Source organism: Massilia sp. GER05 (assembly GCF_052056005.1).
Lineage (GTDB): Bacteria > Pseudomonadota > Gammaproteobacteria > Burkholderiales > Burkholderiaceae_D > Telluria > Telluria orientalis.
On record NZ_CP178858.1, the window covers coordinates 727,699 to 744,507 of the forward strand.

The 16,809-nt window shown below is 66.6% G+C and carries 17 protein-coding genes; 9 read left to right on the forward strand and 8 right to left on the reverse strand.

Translation table 11 applies throughout. The features are described 5' to 3' along the window. Nucleotides 1-122 precede the first annotated feature (122 nt). The 8 genes from ACL58G_RS03200 to ACL58G_RS03235 all read left to right on the forward strand — a co-directional run bounded on the left by ACL58G_RS03200 (nt 123) and on the right by ACL58G_RS03235 (nt 7,251). Nucleotides 123-803 (forward strand): DUF484 family protein, encoded by a 681-nt coding sequence (locus tag ACL58G_RS03200; protein ID WP_440965137.1) that lies wholly within the window; start codon nt 123-125, stop codon nt 801-803. 1 nt (nt 804) lies between these two features. Next, nucleotides 805-1,743 carry a tyrosine recombinase XerC gene (gene xerC / locus ACL58G_RS03205; protein ID WP_413380488.1) on the forward strand — a complete coding sequence of 313 codons (939 nt, stop codon included), beginning with the start codon at nt 805-807 and terminating at the stop codon, nt 1,741-1,743. 111 nt (nt 1,744-1,854) lie between these two features. Beyond that, nucleotides 1,855-2,904, forward strand: a complete 1,050-nt coding sequence (locus tag ACL58G_RS03210; protein WP_371764256.1) for a CobW family GTP-binding protein — start codon at nt 1,855-1,857, stop codon at nt 2,902-2,904. 153 nt (nt 2,905-3,057) lie between these two features. Beyond that, nucleotides 3,058-3,510: an RNA polymerase-binding protein DksA gene (gene dksA / locus ACL58G_RS03215; protein WP_056134490.1), complete on the forward strand. Its 453-nt coding sequence runs from the start codon at nt 3,058-3,060 to the stop codon at nt 3,508-3,510. A 210-nt stretch (nt 3,511-3,720) separates the two neighbouring features. Then, nucleotides 3,721-5,022, forward strand: a complete 1,302-nt coding sequence (locus ACL58G_RS03220; RefSeq protein ID WP_440965140.1) for an STAS domain-containing protein — start codon at nt 3,721-3,723, stop codon at nt 5,020-5,022. A 94-nt stretch (nt 5,023-5,116) separates the two neighbouring features. Then, nucleotides 5,117-5,653: an ATP-dependent protease subunit HslV gene (gene hslV, locus ACL58G_RS03225; RefSeq protein WP_440965141.1), complete on the forward strand. Its 537-nt coding sequence runs from the start codon at nt 5,117-5,119 to the stop codon at nt 5,651-5,653. 37 nt (nt 5,654-5,690) lie between these two features. Next, nucleotides 5,691-7,025: an ATP-dependent protease ATPase subunit HslU gene (hslU, locus tag ACL58G_RS03230; protein WP_440967945.1), complete on the forward strand. Its 1,335-nt coding sequence runs from the start codon at nt 5,691-5,693 to the stop codon at nt 7,023-7,025. A 28-nt stretch (nt 7,026-7,053) separates the two neighbouring features. After that, nucleotides 7,054-7,251 carry a hypothetical protein gene (locus ACL58G_RS03235; protein ID WP_413342519.1) on the forward strand — a complete coding sequence of 66 codons (198 nt, stop codon included), beginning with the start codon at nt 7,054-7,056 and terminating at the stop codon, nt 7,249-7,251. Between the two features lie 12 nt (nt 7,252-7,263). Here the strand turns inward: ACL58G_RS03235 and ACL58G_RS03240 are convergent, their stop codons facing one another. After that, the gene (locus ACL58G_RS03240) at nt 7,264-7,653 is read right to left on the reverse strand and encodes a cupin domain-containing protein (protein ID WP_440965143.1); all 390 of its coding nucleotides are present in this window, start codon (nt 7,651-7,653) and stop codon (nt 7,264-7,266) included. A 204-nt stretch (nt 7,654-7,857) separates the two neighbouring features. On the opposite strand from ACL58G_RS03240, the gene ACL58G_RS03245 reads away from it, so the two are divergent. Continuing rightward, complete coding sequence (locus ACL58G_RS03245) at nt 7,858-8,589, forward strand: helix-turn-helix domain-containing protein (protein ID WP_056134472.1); 732 nt, start codon at nt 7,858-7,860, stop codon at nt 8,587-8,589. A gap of 6 nt (nt 8,590-8,595) precedes the next feature. Here ACL58G_RS03245 and ACL58G_RS03250 read toward each other — a convergent pair whose 3' ends face one another. Genes ACL58G_RS03250 through gspL form a run of 7 tightly spaced genes read right to left on the reverse strand, consistent with a single transcriptional unit; the run spans nt 8,596 to nt 16,801 of the window. Further along, nucleotides 8,596-9,300, reverse strand: a complete 705-nt coding sequence (locus ACL58G_RS03250; protein ID WP_413342525.1) for a type II secretion system protein N — start codon at nt 9,298-9,300, stop codon at nt 8,596-8,598. 11 nt (nt 9,301-9,311) lie between these two features. Continuing rightward, complete coding sequence (gspF, locus tag ACL58G_RS03255; protein WP_413342527.1) at nt 9,312-10,532, reverse strand: type II secretion system inner membrane protein GspF; 1,221 nt, start codon at nt 10,530-10,532, stop codon at nt 9,312-9,314. Between the two features lie 3 nt (nt 10,533-10,535). Continuing rightward, entirely contained in the window at nt 10,536-11,960 is a 1,425-nt protein-coding gene (gene gspE / locus ACL58G_RS03260) for a type II secretion system ATPase GspE (protein ID WP_413342528.1), read from the reverse strand. 5 nt (nt 11,961-11,965) lie between these two features. Then, the gene (gene gspD / locus ACL58G_RS03265; RefSeq protein ID WP_440965146.1) at nt 11,966-14,305 is read right to left on the reverse strand and encodes a type II secretion system secretin GspD; all 2,340 of its coding nucleotides are present in this window, start codon (nt 14,303-14,305) and stop codon (nt 11,966-11,968) included. Then, complete coding sequence (gspN, locus tag ACL58G_RS03270; RefSeq protein ID WP_413380500.1) at nt 14,305-15,078, reverse strand: type II secretion system protein N; 774 nt, start codon at nt 15,076-15,078, stop codon at nt 14,305-14,307. Before gspN ends, gspD begins: the two co-directional genes overlap by 1 nt. Beyond that, on the reverse strand, nt 15,075-15,593 hold the full coding sequence (gene gspM, locus ACL58G_RS03275; protein WP_371764249.1) for a type II secretion system protein GspM: 519 nt from the start codon (nt 15,591-15,593) through the stop codon (nt 15,075-15,077). Before gspM ends, gspN begins: the two co-directional genes overlap by 4 nt. After that, a complete protein-coding gene (gspL, locus tag ACL58G_RS03280) occupies nt 15,590-16,801 on the reverse strand; it encodes a type II secretion system protein GspL (RefSeq protein ID WP_413380502.1) in 1,212 nt (403 codons plus the stop codon). Before gspL ends, gspM begins: the two co-directional genes overlap by 4 nt. Nucleotides 16,802-16,809: the final 8 nt, after the last annotated feature.

Sequence of the window (16,809 nt, forward strand, 5' to 3'; positions counted from 1 at the left end):
CAAGGGCGGATCCGGGCAACCGGGTCCGCCCTTGGCTTTTGTGGCACAGTGCAGACAGGAAATCTGCGCCGACCCAATGCCGTCGGTTAAAATGAACTGTCTACCCATCTCGCAAGCCGCACATGACCGCCGCAACACTGGATTCCGCCGCCATCGCCCAATACCTGCTCGACCATCCGCAGTTCTTCGTGGAGCACGCCGCTTTGCTGGGCGAAGTAAAACTGTCGAGCCCACTTACGGGCCGCGCGGTGTCGCTGCAGGAACGCCAGATGGAAGTCATGCGCGACAAGTACCGCGCCCTGGAACTGCGCATGTCCGAGCTGGTGCGCCACGCCGAGGAAAACGCGGCCATCGCCAACCGATTCCATGGCTGGACCCAGCAATTGCTGCGCACCCGCGTGCCGGACGAGATCCCGACCGCCGTCGCCGACGGCCTCGTCAAGCATTTCATCGTGCCGCACGCCACGCTACGCCTGTGGAAACTGGCGCCCGAGCACGCCGACACGTGGTACACGAACGGCGTCTCCGAGGACGTGCGCCTGTTCGCCGGCAGCCTGCGCGTCCCGTACTGCGGTCCGAACAAGGACTTCGAGGCGGTGAGCTGGCTGGCAGGCGCCGAGCTGGACGGCGCGGACGCCGTGCGCTCGACCGTCCTGCTGCCGCTGCGCGCGAACGGCAGCGCCTTCGGCCTGCTCGTGCTCGGCTCGCCCGATCCGGAACGCTTCAGCGCCACGATGGCGACGGATTTCCTCGTCCACATCGGCGAGACGGCCAGCACCGCACTCGTCCCTCTGCTCGGCTGACGTGGACACGCCGGCCGCCGACGACTGGACCGGCCGCTACCTGGCGGAGCTGAAAACGCAGCGCCAGCTGTCCGACCACACGATCGCCGCCTACCGCCGCGACCTGGCCGAACTGGCCCGGCTCACCGGCCAGGCCGACTGGGCGGCATTGACCCATTTCGACATCCGCCGCGTCACGGCCAAACTGCATGCCGAGGGGCAGAGCGCCGCCTCGATCGCGCGCAAGCTGTCCGGCTGGCGCGGCTTCTTCGACTGGCTGTCGCGCCACGTTGCGCTGGCCGCCAACCCGGCCGACGGCGTGCGCGCGCCGCGCCGTCCCAAGCGCCTGCCCAAGGCACTGGCCGTCGACGATGCGGTCCAGCTCATGGAAAAGACGACGTCCGGCCATCCGGAACCCGCGGAGCTGTGCGACCGCGCCATGTTCGAACTGCTCTACTCGAGCGGCCTGCGCGTATCCGAGCTGGCCGGGCTCGACGTCCACCACGTCCCCGCCCGCGATGGCCAGCCCGCCTCGCTCGGCTGGCTGGAACTCGACGCGCAGGAAGTGGTCGTCACCGGCAAGGGCAACAAGATGCGCCGGGTGCCCGTCGGCGGTCCGGCGCGCGCGGCACTGGAAGCGTGGCTGGCCGTGCGTCCGCCGGCGCGCGACGGCAGCCTCGCCCTGTTCCTGTCGACGCGCGACACGCGCATCAGCCCCCGCGTCGTGCAATATCGCCTGAAAGCCCATGCGCAAAAGGCCGGCATGCCGGTCCACGTGCACCCGCACGTGCTGCGCCACTCGTTCGCGTCGCACGTGCTGCAATCCTCGGGCGACCTGCGCGCCGTGCAGGAACTGCTGGGCCACGCCAGCATCACCTCGACCCAGATCTATACGTCGCTCGACTTCCAGCACCTCGCCGCCGTCTACGACCGAGCCCATCCGCGCGCAAAGCGTAAGTAAGTGCTCCAGCGCAGGCAGGCACGGCATGCCGGGTGGTGACGATTCGCAAATTCCGGCATAATCTTCCGATTCCCTGCGGCCGGAACGGCGCACACCATTGGACAGCGACATATGGAATTGATCCCAAGCACTATCCTGACCGGCTTCCTCGGCGCCGGCAAAACCACGTTGCTCAACCGCATCCTGCAGGAAGAGCACGGCCTGCGCATCGCCGTCATCGAAAACGAGTTTGGCCAGGAAAACATCGACAACGAGATCCTCGTGCAGGACCCGAGCGAGCAGATCGTCGAAATGAACAACGGCTGCATCTGCTGCACCGTGCGTGGCGACCTGATCGTTGCCCTGACGAACCTGGCACGCAAGCGCGAAGCGGGCGAAATCAGCTTCGACCGCGTCGTCATCGAGACCACCGGCCTCGCCAATCCCGGCCCCGTGGCCCAGACGTTCTTCGTCGACGAGGAAGTCGGCGCGCACTACCTGCTCGACGCCGTCGTCACCGTCGTGGATGCCCGCCACGCCATGGACCAGCTGGACCGCCACGAGGAAGCCCAGCGCCAGGTCGGTTTCGCCGACAAGATCCTGCTGTCCAAGACGGACCTCGTGGACGCCGCCGCCGTCGAGGAACTGAAGGCGCGCATCCGCCGCATCAACCCGCGTGCACCGATCAGCACGTCGGACTTCGGCCGCGCCCCGATCAGCGACGTGCTCGACCTGCGCGGCTTCAACTTGAACGACAAGCTGGAGCTGGATCCCGCCTTCCTCACGACGGAAGAGGCGCACGACCATGGTCACGACCACGATCATGACCACGTCCACACGGAAGCGTGCGACCACAGCCACGACCACCATCATGGCCACCACAGCGACGACATCGCCGCGTTCGTCTTCAAGAGCGACCGTGCTTTCGACCCCGAACGACTGGATCAATTCCTCGGCAGCATGGTCCAAGTATTCGGTCCAAACATGCTGCGCTACAAGGGCGTGCTGTCGATGGCGGGCGCGGATCGCAAGGTCGTCTTCCAAGGCGTGCATCAAATCATGGGCAGCGACCTCGGTGCAAAGTGGGCGGATGGCGAATCGCGCGGCAGCAAGATGGTGTTTATTGGTAAAAATTTACCGAAAGATGTCTTTATTCGCGGATTGGAACAGTGTTTGGTATAAACTACCCCGGTTCTATGGTGCTCTCATGCACCCTGTGGTTGAACGACTGAACAACGGTCACGGCAGCTCGCCCGGCGCACACACCGAAGCAATGGTAACCGCTGAGTTAGCTGATAAAATGGAAACTCTGTCGTATCAAAGGTAAGTGAAGTCATGACTAAAACAACGAAACCGAATACCGTTGCGCAGCCCGAAGAACGCCTCCTGACGGAAGAAGAAATTCGGGCCATGAGCGACGACGACTACATGAACCCGGCCCAGCTGGCGTTCTTCAAGAACCGCCTGCAGGAACTCGAAAAGGAACTGCTGAAAAACGCAGGCGAAACGACGGAACACCTGCGCGAAACGGTACTCGTTCCCGACCCGGCCGACCGCGCCACCATCGAGGAAGAGCACGCGCTCGAGCTGCGTACCCGCGACCGCGAGCGCAAGCTGCTCAAGAAGGTCCAGCAATCGCTGGCCTCGATCGAGTCCGGCGAATACGGCTGGTGCGAAGAGACCGGCGAACCGATCGGCATCCCCCGCCTGATCGCCCGTCCGACCGCGACCTTGTCGCTGGAAGCCCAGCAGCGCCGCGAGCTGAAGCAAAAGCTGTACGGTGACTGATCGCCGTACGCGCCGATGAAAAAGCATGCGCCCGTCGCATGCTTTTTTGTTTTTGGGGCCGGAGTGACCTAGGGTTCGTGCGCACGAATTATTTCCCATCGGATACACTTATCGGATTGCCGGCAAGTTGACGCAGCTCAGGCGTGCGCACCGCACCGTCCGCGCCGCCATGCTAATGTCTCGACCGGCAAACGGGCAGACAAGGACGGCATGGGACTCTTCGATTTCCTGAAGAAAAAAGGCGACGCACCGCTGGCGGGTGCGGACGCCCGCCCGCGCCCTGACGATCCGCTGACCGCCGGCCCCGTCACGCGGCTTTCCCTCGATACCGAGGCGGAACGCGAGCGCCAGCGTGAAATCGCGCGCGCCACCGCGGCCAAGATCGACGCGATCGAACTGGAGATGGCCTCCGCCATCTTCGACGACGACGCCTGGGCCGGCAACCGCCGCCCGCCGGCCGCCGCCGGCGCGCCGCCACCTGACCAGGACACGGACCTCCTGCCGGGCCAGGATGAAGTGCCGGACGCGGCCGCCGCGCCGTCCAGCGCCCCCATCGTCGAAGAAGCGGCAATCCTGTACGCCAACGACCAACTGGAGGCGGCCGCCCTCCTCTTGCGCACCAGCGTGCACGACCAGGGTACCGACCGCCTGCCGTGGTGGATGCTGTTCGACCTGGTCCAGATCATGGGCCTCGAACACGAGTTCGAAAGCATCGCGATCGACTACGCCAGCCGGTTCGAAACGTCGCCGCCCACGTATCACCCCGTCGCGGACACGTCGCACGCGCCCGACCGCCAGGTATCGGGGGCGATCCCGACGGCCACCCTGTCCGGCCGCCTGGACGACGGTTCGCTCGCGCGCGCGCAACTCGCCCGCGCCGCCTCGCCCGGTCCGCTGGTCCGGTTCGAATTCCAGGCGGTCACCGCGGTGACGGCGCCGGGCTGCGCCCTGCTGCTGGACGCGCTGCAGGCCCTGCGCAAGGCGGGACGCGAACTCGTGCTGGCAGGCGCCGACCACCTCGTCGCCGTGCTGCGTCCGATGCTGGCGATCGGCGACCGCGGCGCGGGCGAGGCGCCCTGGCTGCTGTTGCTGGAACTGCTGCTGCTGACGAACCGTGAAAAGGATTTCGAGGAGACTGCGATGGATTATTGCGTCACCTTCGAGGTGTCGCCGCCCTCGTTCGAGGCCCCCAGACACGCGGCCTTGAGCCTGGCGGCCGGTCCGGCGACGGCGGGCGACCGCTTCCTCCTGCCGGCCGCGATCCGGGGCGGCAGCGCGCCGTTGCTGGCCGCCATCGCCGACCACGCGGCGCTCCATCCGGTCCTTGTGCTGGACGGGTCCCGCCTCGCACGCATCGATTACGCGGCCGCGAGCGCCCTCGCCGCCCATCTGCGCACGCTTGCCCAGGACGGGCGCGAGGTCGTGCTGCGCGACCTGAACCATCCCGTCGCGGCGTTGCTTCGCCTGCTCGGCGTCGGCGACCGGGTGCGTCTGTACGCCCACCGATACTGACGCCGCCAGGCGCCGTGCCCCTCGGATACGGTTCAGTCTTGCAATTTCATATCGCATCCCCACTTGCGGTGAGCAGATCAACCACGAGGCAAATATGGAACAATTTCACGGCACGACGATCGTCAGCGTACGGCGCGGCAGCCAGGTCGCGCTCGGCGGCGACGGACAAGTCACCCTGGGCAACGTCGTCATGAAGGGCTCGGCGCGCAAGGTGCGCAAGCTCTACCAGAACAAGGTGCTGTGCGGCTTTGCCGGCGGCACGGCCGACGCCTTCACCCTGCTCGACCGCTTCGAAGCGAAACTGGAAAAACACCAGGGCAATCTGCTGCGCGCTTCGGTCGAACTGGCCAAGGACTGGCGCACCGACCGCGTGCTGCGCCGCCTGGAGGCCATGCTGCTGGTGGCCGACCGCGAAAAGACCCTGATCATCACCGGCAACGGCGACGTGCTGGAACCGGAAGACGGCATCGGCGCGATCGGCTCGGGCGGCATCTACGCGCAGTCCGCCGCCAAGGCCTTGCAGGAAAACACGGATCTCGCCCCGGCCGACGTGGTCAAGAAAGCGCTGACCATCGCAGGCGAGCTGTGCATCTATACGAACATGTCGCACATCATCGAGACGCTGGAATAACGGTCTCTCACGCAAGAAAGCATTCATGAGCACAATTATGAACATGACCCCGTCCGAAATCGTCTCGGAACTCGACAAGCACGTCGTCGGCCAAGGTAAAGCCAAGCGCGCCGTATCGATCGCGCTGCGCAACCGCTGGCGCCGCCAGCAGGTCGAGGAACCGCTGCGCCACGAGATCACCCCGAAGAACATCCTCATGATCGGCCCGACGGGCGTCGGCAAGACCGAGATCGCGCGCCGCCTGGCCAAGCTGGCCGACGCGCCGTTCATCAAGATCGAGGCGACCAAGTTCACCGAGGTCGGCTATGTCGGCCGCGACGTCGACACCATCATCCGCGACCTGATCGACATCGGCGTCAAGCAGACCCGCGCCAGCGAAATGAAGAAGGTGCGCCAGCGCGCCGAGGACGCGGCCGAGGACCGCATCATCGACATTCTCGTGCCGCCGGCGCGCGACTTCGGCTTCAACGTCAGCAGCGACGCCAAGGACGGCGGCGACGCCACGCGCCAGACCTTCCGCAAGCGCCTGCGTGAAGGCGCGCTCGACGACAAGGAAGTCGAGATCGACGTCGCCGAGGCCTCGCCGCAGATGGAAATCATGGCGCCGCCCGGCATGGAAGAAATGACGGAACAGATCAAGTCGATGTTCGCCGGCGTCGGGGCGGGGCGCAAGAAGCCCCGCAAGATGAAGGTGAAGGAGGCGATGAAGCTGCTCGTCGACGAGGAAGCCGCCAAGCTCATCAACGAAGACGAGATGAAGCAGAAGGCCATCGCCAACGTCGAGCAGAACGGCATCGTGTTCCTGGACGAGGTCGACAAGATCGCGTCGCGTTCGGAACACGGCGGCGCGGACGTCTCGCGCGCGGGCGTGCAACGCGACCTGCTGCCGCTCGTCGAAGGCACGACGGTGAACACGAAGTACGGCATGATCAAGACCGACCACATCCTGTTCATCGCCTCGGGCGCGTTCCACCTGTCGAAACCGTCGGACCTGATTCCCGAGCTGCAGGGCCGCTTCCCGATCCGCGTCGAACTGGAATCGCTGTCGATCGAGGATTTCAAGAGCATCCTGACCTCGACGGACGCAAGTCTGACCAAGCAGTACGAAGCCCTGCTGGCGACGGAAGGCGTCAAACTCGAGTTCGCCGACGACGGCATCCATCGCCTGGCCGAGATCGCGTATTCCGTCAACGAGCGCACCGAGAACATCGGCGCGCGCCGCCTGTACACGGTGATGGAAAAGCTGCTGGAAGAAATCTCGTACTCGGCGACCGACAAGTCGGGCCAGGCGCTCGTCATCGACGCGACCTACGTCAACGAACGGCTGGATGCGCTGGCGGTCAACGAAGACCTGTCGCGCTACGTGTTGTAATCCACGGCTGCAGAAAGGAGAGGCGGCGATGGCAAACAAGGCACTGGCAACCCGGCAAAAGATGCGGCTGCGTGTCGAGCCGACGCCGCCACTCAAGCCCCGCAACCCGTTCGCCGGCTTCGCCAAGGCGCGCGCGGCTGGAGCGCATGCAAAACCCGAGGCCAGCGAGCGGCTGGCCGCGAAGCGTGCGCTCCAGAAGGTCAAGCTGGAGCCGGACGACGAGTAACCAGCGCCGGCGTTATTTCGCCGGCATGATCAGCGGCTTGCCCTTCTCGACGAAATAGGTGGCGATGCCCGCCCCGGCCACCGTGCCGGGGTTCCTGGCCGCGTGGATGGTGCCGGCCGGGATGAAGACGGATTGCCCCGCCTTCAGCACCACGGGCGCTTTGCCGTCGGGCAGGTACTCCAGCGTGCCCTCGACCACGTACAGCACTTCATCACCCGGATGCGTATGCCTCGGCACGCCATGGCCCGCGTCGACCTCGACGCGCACCTCGACGACTTCGCGTCCCGACACCACGCTGTCGTGCTTCAGCAGATCGGTGCGCCGCACACCCGGCACCTGCGCCGCCTGAGCACATGCTGCCGCACTTGATAAGGCCAATACGAACACGCTTGCCGTTTTCATACGTTCTCCTTGGGTCTCGATTGGACACCGGCGCAGCGGCGAGGGCACCGAAGTTCGCACCTGAACTGATGCGCATCATAACGCTGACCGGACCCAGCAGGCGGTCGTGGCTGGCGGGACTCGACATTTCTTGAACTGCCCTGCCTTCTTCTGTACATTCGTCAGGCCGAGTTGACGAACGAAAACAGAGAACTGACCACAACCATGAGCTCCCCCGACATGCTGCTGGACGTGCTGCGCGCCGAACTACGCGCGGCCGGGATCACCTACAAGATGCTGGCCGACCGCATCGCGATGAGCGAATCGAGTATCAAACGCATGTTCGGCCAGAAGGACATGACCCTGTCGCGCCTGGCGCAGATCTGCCAGGCGGCCGGCATCGCCATGGAAGACGTGCTACGGCGCGCGGCCGATGCGCGGCCGCAGGCCGACACGCTGACGCTCATCCAGGAAACGGCGCTCGTCGCCAACCCGCGCCTGCTGCTCGTGGCGATCTGCTGCCTGGGGCACTGGAGCCTGGAACAGATGGTGGAAACCTATCGCTTGAGCGAACCCGAATGCATCGGCTTGCTGGTGGAACTCGACCGCCTCGGCGTGATCGAACTGAAGCCGCTGAACCGTTACACGCTGCGGGTCTCGAACGCGTTCCGCTGGCTGCCGGACGGGCCGGTGCAACGCTTCTTCCGCGCCCACGTCGTCGAGGATTATTTCGCCGGTAACTTCGACGGTGCAGGCGAAACGTTGATGTGCCTGCCCGCACGCCTGTCGCTGGCGAGCGCCGCCGAGCTGGCGGAAAAGATCCATCAACTGGCCGGAGAACTTGCGCGCATGCACCGCAACGACCGCCGCCTGCCCCCGCAGGAGCGCGACGGCTTTACGTTGCTGGTCGGTTTCCGTTCGTGGGAATTCGCGGCGTTCACCGCGCTGCGGCGCTGAGCAGCCTTACTGCGTATTCATCTGGCCGGCCGGATTTTGCGGCGGCATCTGCTGACCGTTCGGCGTCGGATTGATCGGGTTCGGATTCGCGGGCGGCGGATTGTCGTGCGTGCCGACGTCGCCCGGGTTCGTCATGGACGGCTGCGGCTGGACGGCGCCCGGCGCCATCGGCGGCTCCGGCACGGCCTGCACCGGCTGCGCGGCCGGTGCGGTCGTAATCTGCTGGGGTTGCGGAAAATTCTGCTGCGGCATGCCGCCCGGCGGCGCCCCACTGGGCGGCATGCCGCCGGGCGCGCCACCCATCGCCGCGGCGGGCTTGGTATCGGTCGCCAGGTCGACACGCTTCATGACGCCGCCATCGGACAACATCACATAGCGCGGGTGGACTTCCGCCAGCGTGATGCCGGGCGCCAGCTCCTTGCCGACCCGCAGCGCCTTCGGCGGCGAACCTTCGGCGACGATGATCGCCACGCTGCTGCTCCCGTCCGCCACGACGCCCGTCAACTGGTAATTGGTCGCGCTTGCCACCGAGACCTGGCCACCAAACAAGGTAGCGGCGGCATCGATGGTCGGGTCGGGCATGGCGGCCTGCGGCGCCGCCGCGATCGGGCGCTGGGGCGGCTGGTACAACTGCATGATCCAGTACGCCAGCGACACGGCAAACAGGACCACGCCCAGCAGGCTCAGGAAAAAAGGCAAGCGCTTGTTCATCAGTTTCCTTGTCACTGCACCAACTGGTTGATTTCAATAATCGGCATCAGCACGGCCAGCACGATCAATAGCACGACGAGGCCCATGGCCAGAATCAGCACGGGCTCCAGCAGGCCGGCGATGGTCATGGTGCGCCGTTCGAGGTCGGCCTGCTGCGAATTCGAGGCCCGTTCGAGCATGGCCGGCAGCTCGCCCGTGATCTCGCCCGCGCGGATCATGTGCACGAGCATGGGCGGGAACAGCTTTTGCGCCGACAGCGCCCGCGCCAGGCTCACGCCCTCGCGCACGCTGGCCGTCGCCTGCTCCACGAGTTCCTTCATCGCCACGTTCGACAACGTGTCGCGGCTCGTCTCGAGCGCGCGCAGGATGGGCACGCCGGAGCCCGTCGTGATCGCCAGGGTGCTCGCGAAACGGGTCGTGTTCAGGCTGCGTTCGAACTTGCCGTACACGGGCGCGTTCAACAGCCACGTATGCCAGCGGCGCTTGAGCACGGGGTTGCGCAGGGCGCGGCGCCACGCGTACCACGCCGCGATGACGACCAATGCCACATAGATCCCGTAAGCGCGCGTAAAGTTCGACACACCGAGCATGAGGATGGTCAGGAACGGCAGTTTCTGCTTGGTGTTGGCAAACACCGAGACGATCTGCGGCACGACATAGGTCAGCAGGAAGATCACGATCGCGAACGCGACGACGGTGACGATGGCCGGATAGGTAAACGCCAGGCGCACCCGCTGCACGAGGGCGTTGCGGCGTTCGATGTAGTCGGCCAGGCGCGACAGCACGCGCGACAGCTGGCCGATCTGTTCGCCGGACGCGACGAGGGCCCGATAGATCTCGGCGAAGTCGCGCGGATGGCGCGCCAGCGCGCTGGAGAACGACGCGCCGCCCATCACTTCGGACCGGATCGACGCGATCAGGTCGCGCACGTAGGCACGCTCGGCCTGCTCCAGCAGCGCGGTGAAGGCCTGTTCGAGCGGCAGGCCGGCTTCCAGCAGGCTCGCGAGCTGGCGCGTGAACAGCGCGAGCTCGACCTGGGACAGGCGCTCGCCGAAGCCGCGCGCGCGCGCCGCCCCGCTCTCGTCGACCTGGGCCGCGATGGCCTCGACGGCGAGCGGCGTCAATCCCTGCAGGCGCAGGTCGGCGCGCGCGGCACGCGGGCTGTCGGCGTTCAGGACGCCCTTGCGGGTAACGCCGCCCGTGTCGACGGCTTCATAGCGGAAGGCGGGCATCGATCAATCCACCTTCGTCACGCGCAGCAGTTCGGCTTCCGTCGTGATGCCTTCCCGCACCCACCGTTGGCCATCGTCGTGCATGGTCTTCATGCCGGATTTCAGGGCCGCGTTGCGGATCTCGGCCTCGGCGGCCTGGTTGTGGATCTGCGAACGGATCTGTTCGTTCGTCTCGAGCAGCTCGTACACGCCCACGCGGCCGTGGAAGCCCGTGTGGCCGCAGCGGTCGCACCCGACCGCCACCCAATGTCCCGCTTCCTGGCGCTTGCAGTGCGGGCACAGCTTGCGCACGAGGCGCTGGGCCATCACGCCCAGCAGCGACGACGACAGCAGGAACGGCTCGATACCCATGTCCAGCAGACGGGTGACGGCCGAGGCGGCGTCGTTCGTGTGCAGCGTGGCGAGCACGAGGTGGCCCGTCAGCGAGGCCTGCACGGCGATCTGGGCCGTTTCGAGGTCGCGGATTTCGCCGATCATGATCACGTCCGGATCCTGGCGCAGGATCGCGCGCAGGGCCTTGCCGAACGTCATGTCGATGCGGGCGTTGACCTGCGTCTGGCCGATGCCGGGCAGGTCGTATTCGATCGGGTCTTCCACCGTCATGATGTTGGTGGTCGTCGAATTCAGGCGCGACAGCGAGGCGTACAGGGTCGTCGTTTTACCGGAACCGGTCGGGCCCGTGACGAGCACGATGCCGTGCGGCTGGTTGATCAGCTTGTCGAACTGCGGCAGCATCTGCCCGCTCATGCCGAGATGGCTGAGGTCGAGGCGGCCCGCTTCCTTGTCGAGCAGACGCAGCACGGCGCGTTCGCCGTGGCCGGTCGGCAGGGTCGACACGCGCACGTCGACGGGCTTGCCGCCGATGCGCAACGTGATGCGGCCGTCCTGCGGCAGGCGCTTTTCCGCGATGTCGAGCTGCGACATGATCTTGATACGCGAGATCAGCGACGCGTGGATGCCCTTGCGCGGGCGCACGATGTCGCGCAGCGCGCCGTCGATGCGGAAGCGCACGACGGACGTCTGCTCGAACGGTTCGATGTGGATATCGGACGCGCCTTCGCGCAGCGATTGCGTGAGCAGCGCGTTGATCATGCGGATGACGGGCGCATCGTCGGACGATTCCAGCAGGTCCTCGATCGCGGGCACGTCCTGCAGCAGCTTCGTGAGGTCGAGGTCGGCGTCGAACTCGTCCGCGACCTGCGACGCGTCGCCGCCGGCCGACTGGTACGCGGCGGCAATGGCCGATTCCAGTTCGGCGCGTTCCATCCGCCGCAGGGTGATGCGCCCGAAACGGCGCGAGACCTCGGCGATCGCCGCGGGCTTGGTCGCATTCGAGACCAGCACTTCGACGGCTTGCGACGGGTCGCCGTTGGAACGCGCCAGCACGCCGTAATCGCGTGCGAATGCGTAGGGCAACAAGTTATTCATCGTCTTCAGTTCTGTTGGGTCGGCGTCGCCGGCCGGTATTCGGGTTGCGCGGGTTGCACCGGGCGGAACTCCGGCTGGGCCGGCGCCTTGGGCTGGCTCGTGCCCGGCCCGGTGGCGGCACCCGGACGCGCAGCGGCGGGTGCCGGCGGCGGCATCGTGGCCATCGGGCTGCCCGCGGGCGGCTGGCCATTGACCAGGCTCGGCAGCACCGGTGCGCCGAGATTCTTCAGCAGCACGGTGTCGTCGACCGGTTGTGCCGTCGCGCCGGCGGCGCGCATGAATTCGTAGCGGTCCATCGACAGGCTGTCGTTCTGTTCCTTGCTGCGCACCACGACCGGGCGCAGGAACACCATCAGGTTACGTTTGGCGCGCGTGCGGGTGCGGTACTTGAACAGGTTGCCGATGATCGGAATGTCGCCCAGCCCACGCGTCTTTTCGTTGTTCTCGGATTCATCATCCGAGATCAGCCCGCCCAGCACGACGATCTGGCCATTGTCGGCCAACACGTTGCTCTCGATCGCGCGGACGGTGGTCACGATTCCCGACGCCGAGCTGACGGAGTTGTCGATCCCCGAATTCTCGTGGTAGATCGCCAGCTTGATCGTACCGCCTTCGGAAATCTGCGGGCGCACTTTCAGCAGCAGGCCCACGTCCTTGCGGTCGACCGTCTGGAACGGATTGCTTGCCCCGCTCGCGCCCGTCGTGAAGGAACCGGTGATGATCGGTATGTTCTGACCGACCTTGATCGTCGCCAGTTCGTTATCCAGCGTGATCATGTTCGGTGTGGACAAGATGTTGGCGTGTCCCGTACTTTCAAGGGCATGCGCGATCGCGCCCAGGCCCAGCTCGCCGTTCACCTGCTTGAAGAGGCCGATCGACAGGCCGGTCGGCGTCGGGATCGAGCTGCCGGTGGTCGCGCCGGACGCGCCGCTGATGCCCGTCGCCGCGGCCAGCGCCAGGTTGACGATGTTGTTGTTGCTGCCGCCGAGGCTGAACGACTGCAGGCCGCCGACACGGTAGCTGCTGTTGTTGTTGCCGGTCAGGCCCACCCATTGCACGCCGAACTCGGACGCGTCGGTCGACGTCACCTCGACCACCAGTGCCTCGATGTAGACCTGGGCGCGGCGCACGTCGAGCTGGTCGATGACGGCGCGCAGGTTGCGGTACACGGCGTCCGGCGCCGTGATGATGAGGCTGTTGGTCGACGCGTCGGCCTGGATGAAGCCGGAACCCTGTCCGCCGCCGGCACCGCCGGCCGTGGCCTGGCCCTGCTGGGAGAACGAGCCGCCCGTGCCGCCCATGCCCACGCTGCTCTGCTGGCCCTGCTGGCCGCCGAGCCCGCCGGCACCGCCTGCGCCGCCGGTGGCGGTCGACTGGATCGAACCGCCCGCCGTGCCCTGCTGCTGCACCGGCACGGCCGACGCATCCTGCGACACGACGGCGCGCAAGGTCTGCGCGACCTTGCTGGCGTCGGCGTTCTTCAGGTAGACCACGTGGATGTTGCCGAGTTCCGCCGTCGGCTGGTCGAGCTTCGCGATCAGGTTCTTGGCCATGCTCGCGCGCGCGGGCGATGGCGCGCGCACGATGACGGAGTTGGTGCGCGGATCGGCCAGCACCGTGACGCGGCCCGCGTCGCCGCCGGCCGCCGGTTCCATCAGGCGCGTGACGAGCGTGGCGACGTCGCTGGCGATGCCGTTGCGGATCGGGACCACGTCGAGGTCGCCGGTGGCCGGCGCGTCGAGCGCGGCGATGATCTTCGACAGGCGGCGCAGGTTGTCGGCGTAGTCCGTGATCACGAGGCTGTTGTTGCCCGGGTCGGCCATGATCGAGTTGTTGGGCGAGATCAGCGGACGCAGCACGGCCGTCAGGTTGGCGGCGGACTCATGCTGCAGGCGGTAGACCTGCGTGGCGATCTGGTCGCCTTTGACCTTCGAGCCGCCGATGCCGACCTGCGTGGGCGACGACTGCAGCTTCGCTTCCGCTTCCGGCACCACCTTCGCATAACCGTCGCCGGTGACGACCGCATAGCCCTGCAGGCGCAGTGCCGAGGTCAGCAGCGAGAAGGCCTGGGCCCTGGTCAATGTCTTTTCCGAAACGAGCGTCAGCGTGCCTTTCACGCGCGGGTCGATGATGAACGTCGTCCCCGTGTAATGGCCGACCGCCTTGATCACGGACTCCATGTCGGCATTGACGAAGTTGAGCGCGGCGCCATTACCACTACCGTCCTGGGCATGGGCGAGCGGCGGCAGGACGCTTGTTCCGACGGTGCAGCAGAGCATGGCGCCGGCCACGATGCGGCGCAGTGCCGGGAGTTGCTGGATGCTGCGGGTTGGATTTTTTTTCATCATCTGAACTCTAACGCGATTATGTTCTTGCCGTTCACCATACGCCGTTGACCCAGCAGGTTGAGCAGGTTGCCCAGCGTGTCTTCGTACTTGTCGGCCGCCGCGGCCTGTCCCGAGAAGTGCAAGCGGCCGTTTTCCAATGCTCCATTACCAGACAGCAGGAGCGCACCGCTCACCGTACGCAGCACCACGTCGGCCCGCTGGCCGTGCCAGTCCATGGCCATCTCGTAGGTACCGAGCGGTTTGATCGGGCTCATGCGCGATCCCATGTCGGTCAGCGACAGCACCGTGCGTCCGCTCACCGTCACCGTATTGCCCTGGCGCGCGATGTCCAGCAGGTTCCAGGACAGCTTGATCGTGCCCGTGAGCGCGAGCGTGTTCAACGGCGCACCCAGCCCGGCCAGGCCTTCGGCCGGCAACAGCAACTGGCCGGCGCTGACCTGCCATTGCGACCAGCTGCCGCTGACGTGCACGGGCTGCGCCAGCGCCTGGTCGTTGGCCAGGTCCATGCTGACATCCCCGAACAGCACTAGCGGCGACAGGCGCCAGCTGAAGCGTCCCGGCAGCAGCGGGGTGACGGATCCGCCCGCGCCCGGCGCCCCGCCCACAAAGGCTGAGCCGCGCCAAAGCGTACCCTGCGCATCCCCCAGAGTCAAACGGCCATCCGTCTGGCGTTCGACCATCGGCGCGAGCCATGCCGCCGGCAGGAACGCCAGTACCGTCAGGATCACCGCGAGCGTCGGCAGCGCGATCCAGGCAAACGTGCGCTTCATTGGCCGCTGCCGGTGTTCTGGCGCAGCGTCAGGCTGGCGTCGACCTGGCCGGCGGCGGGCAGGGACGTGACGACGGCGTCCTGCACGAGCAAGCGGTTGGCGCGGCGCTGCTCGTCCAGCCACGTGGCGAGGTTGGCGAACGCCACGTTATTCAACTGGAGCTTGATGTACTCGCCGTTCACCGACAGCGATTCCGGATTCAGGCCGCGCCCCGACAGGCTGCTGCCGACGGTTTCGCGCGTGAGCGGCACGACGTGCGTTTCCGGTGCCTGGGCCAGCGTGCTCGCTTCCTGGGCCATGGCCTGCAGCTCGGCCGCCTGCTGGCGCAGCTGCGGCAACTGGCGGCGCAGCTGGGCGCGCCCTTCGATGGCCGGATCGACGAGCAGCAGGTACAGCAGCGCGGCCAGCACGACGGCGCCGCCGGCCGCCAGGAAGCGGCGTTCCTGCTCGGTGCGCGCGAGCCAGAGCGCCGTGGCGCGCTCGCGGTACTGGGCAAAGGTGGTGGCGATGCTCATGGTTTGGCTCCCGTGCTGCGGATGACCCAGTTGCCCGGCGTGCTTTCTTCCAGCGTGAGCCGGCGCGTGGCCAGGGCCGTGCGCAACTGCCCGGTCAAACCGGGGTCGACCGTTTCGGGTTTGACTTTGACGGTCAACGCGCGTTCGCGGTATTCAATTGATACAAGTCCAATCGGACGGCCGAGCGATCGCGTCGCTTCACCCAGCGCCGAGGCGAGATAAGTAAATTCGTCGGGCGACACGTCGCCCGTGTTGGCGCGCGCGCGGGCGATGTGCTGGCGCATCTGCAGCACGGGATCGAGGATCGTCGTTTCGCGCGGATACACGTTGCGGTAGGTCTGGACCATCGACTGGCGCACCGTGTTGGCTTCGCGGCGCAGGCGCAGCCAGTCGACGTTCAGCCCGATCAGGTTGACGGCCACGGCCAGCGCGCCGAGCGCGATCGGCCAGCGCCAGCGGCGCCAGTCGCGCGTGGGCGCCCCCGCGGCGCCGAGGCCGCTCACGAGGTCCAGCGCAGTCGTCTTGGAACCGGCGATCCAGTGCGTCCAGCTGTCCGCTTCGATCAGGATGCCGGGACCGGCTTCCTGCGCCAGCGCCTGGTATTCGCCCACTTGCGCGGGCGGCACGTACAGCACGAGCGGGGCGTCGCCGCTGAAGGCGCGCGCCGTCTGCAGCACGACGGCCGGCGTGGCGTCGAGCGCGAGGCCGAAGCCCTGGAACAGGCTCTGGCGCAAAGTCAGTTCGACGCCGGAAATGGCGGCGGCAACACTGCCCGGCTGCAAAGGCAAGCACAGTTGCGCGGGCTCGGCCATGATGGTGCGCGCGCCCTGCGCCAGCAGGCTTTTCACGATGCCTTGCAGCCAGTCGCGCTCGACCACCGCGATGGGCCGCATGCCGTCGGGCTGCTCGGGCGCGGCCACGAGGACGGCGTCCATCGGATCGCCCAGGATGTGTTCTTCGACGAGGCCCGGCAGCGCGGCCTTCAGGCGCGCGCCGGACAGCGGCGGCGCCTGCACCGACAGCAGGGTCACGTCGGCGGCGGCGAGCAGCAGCACGATGCGGCGGCTCGTGCCGACCAGGTCGCCCAGGTTGCGCAGCGGGCCTTCGCCATGCTGGTCGATCGCGCCGCCATCGGTGACGAGGGCGAAGCGGCACAACGCATGTTCACCTTCGGCACGCGCAGGATGCCGGATATAAAGTGTGCTCAAACTGTCTC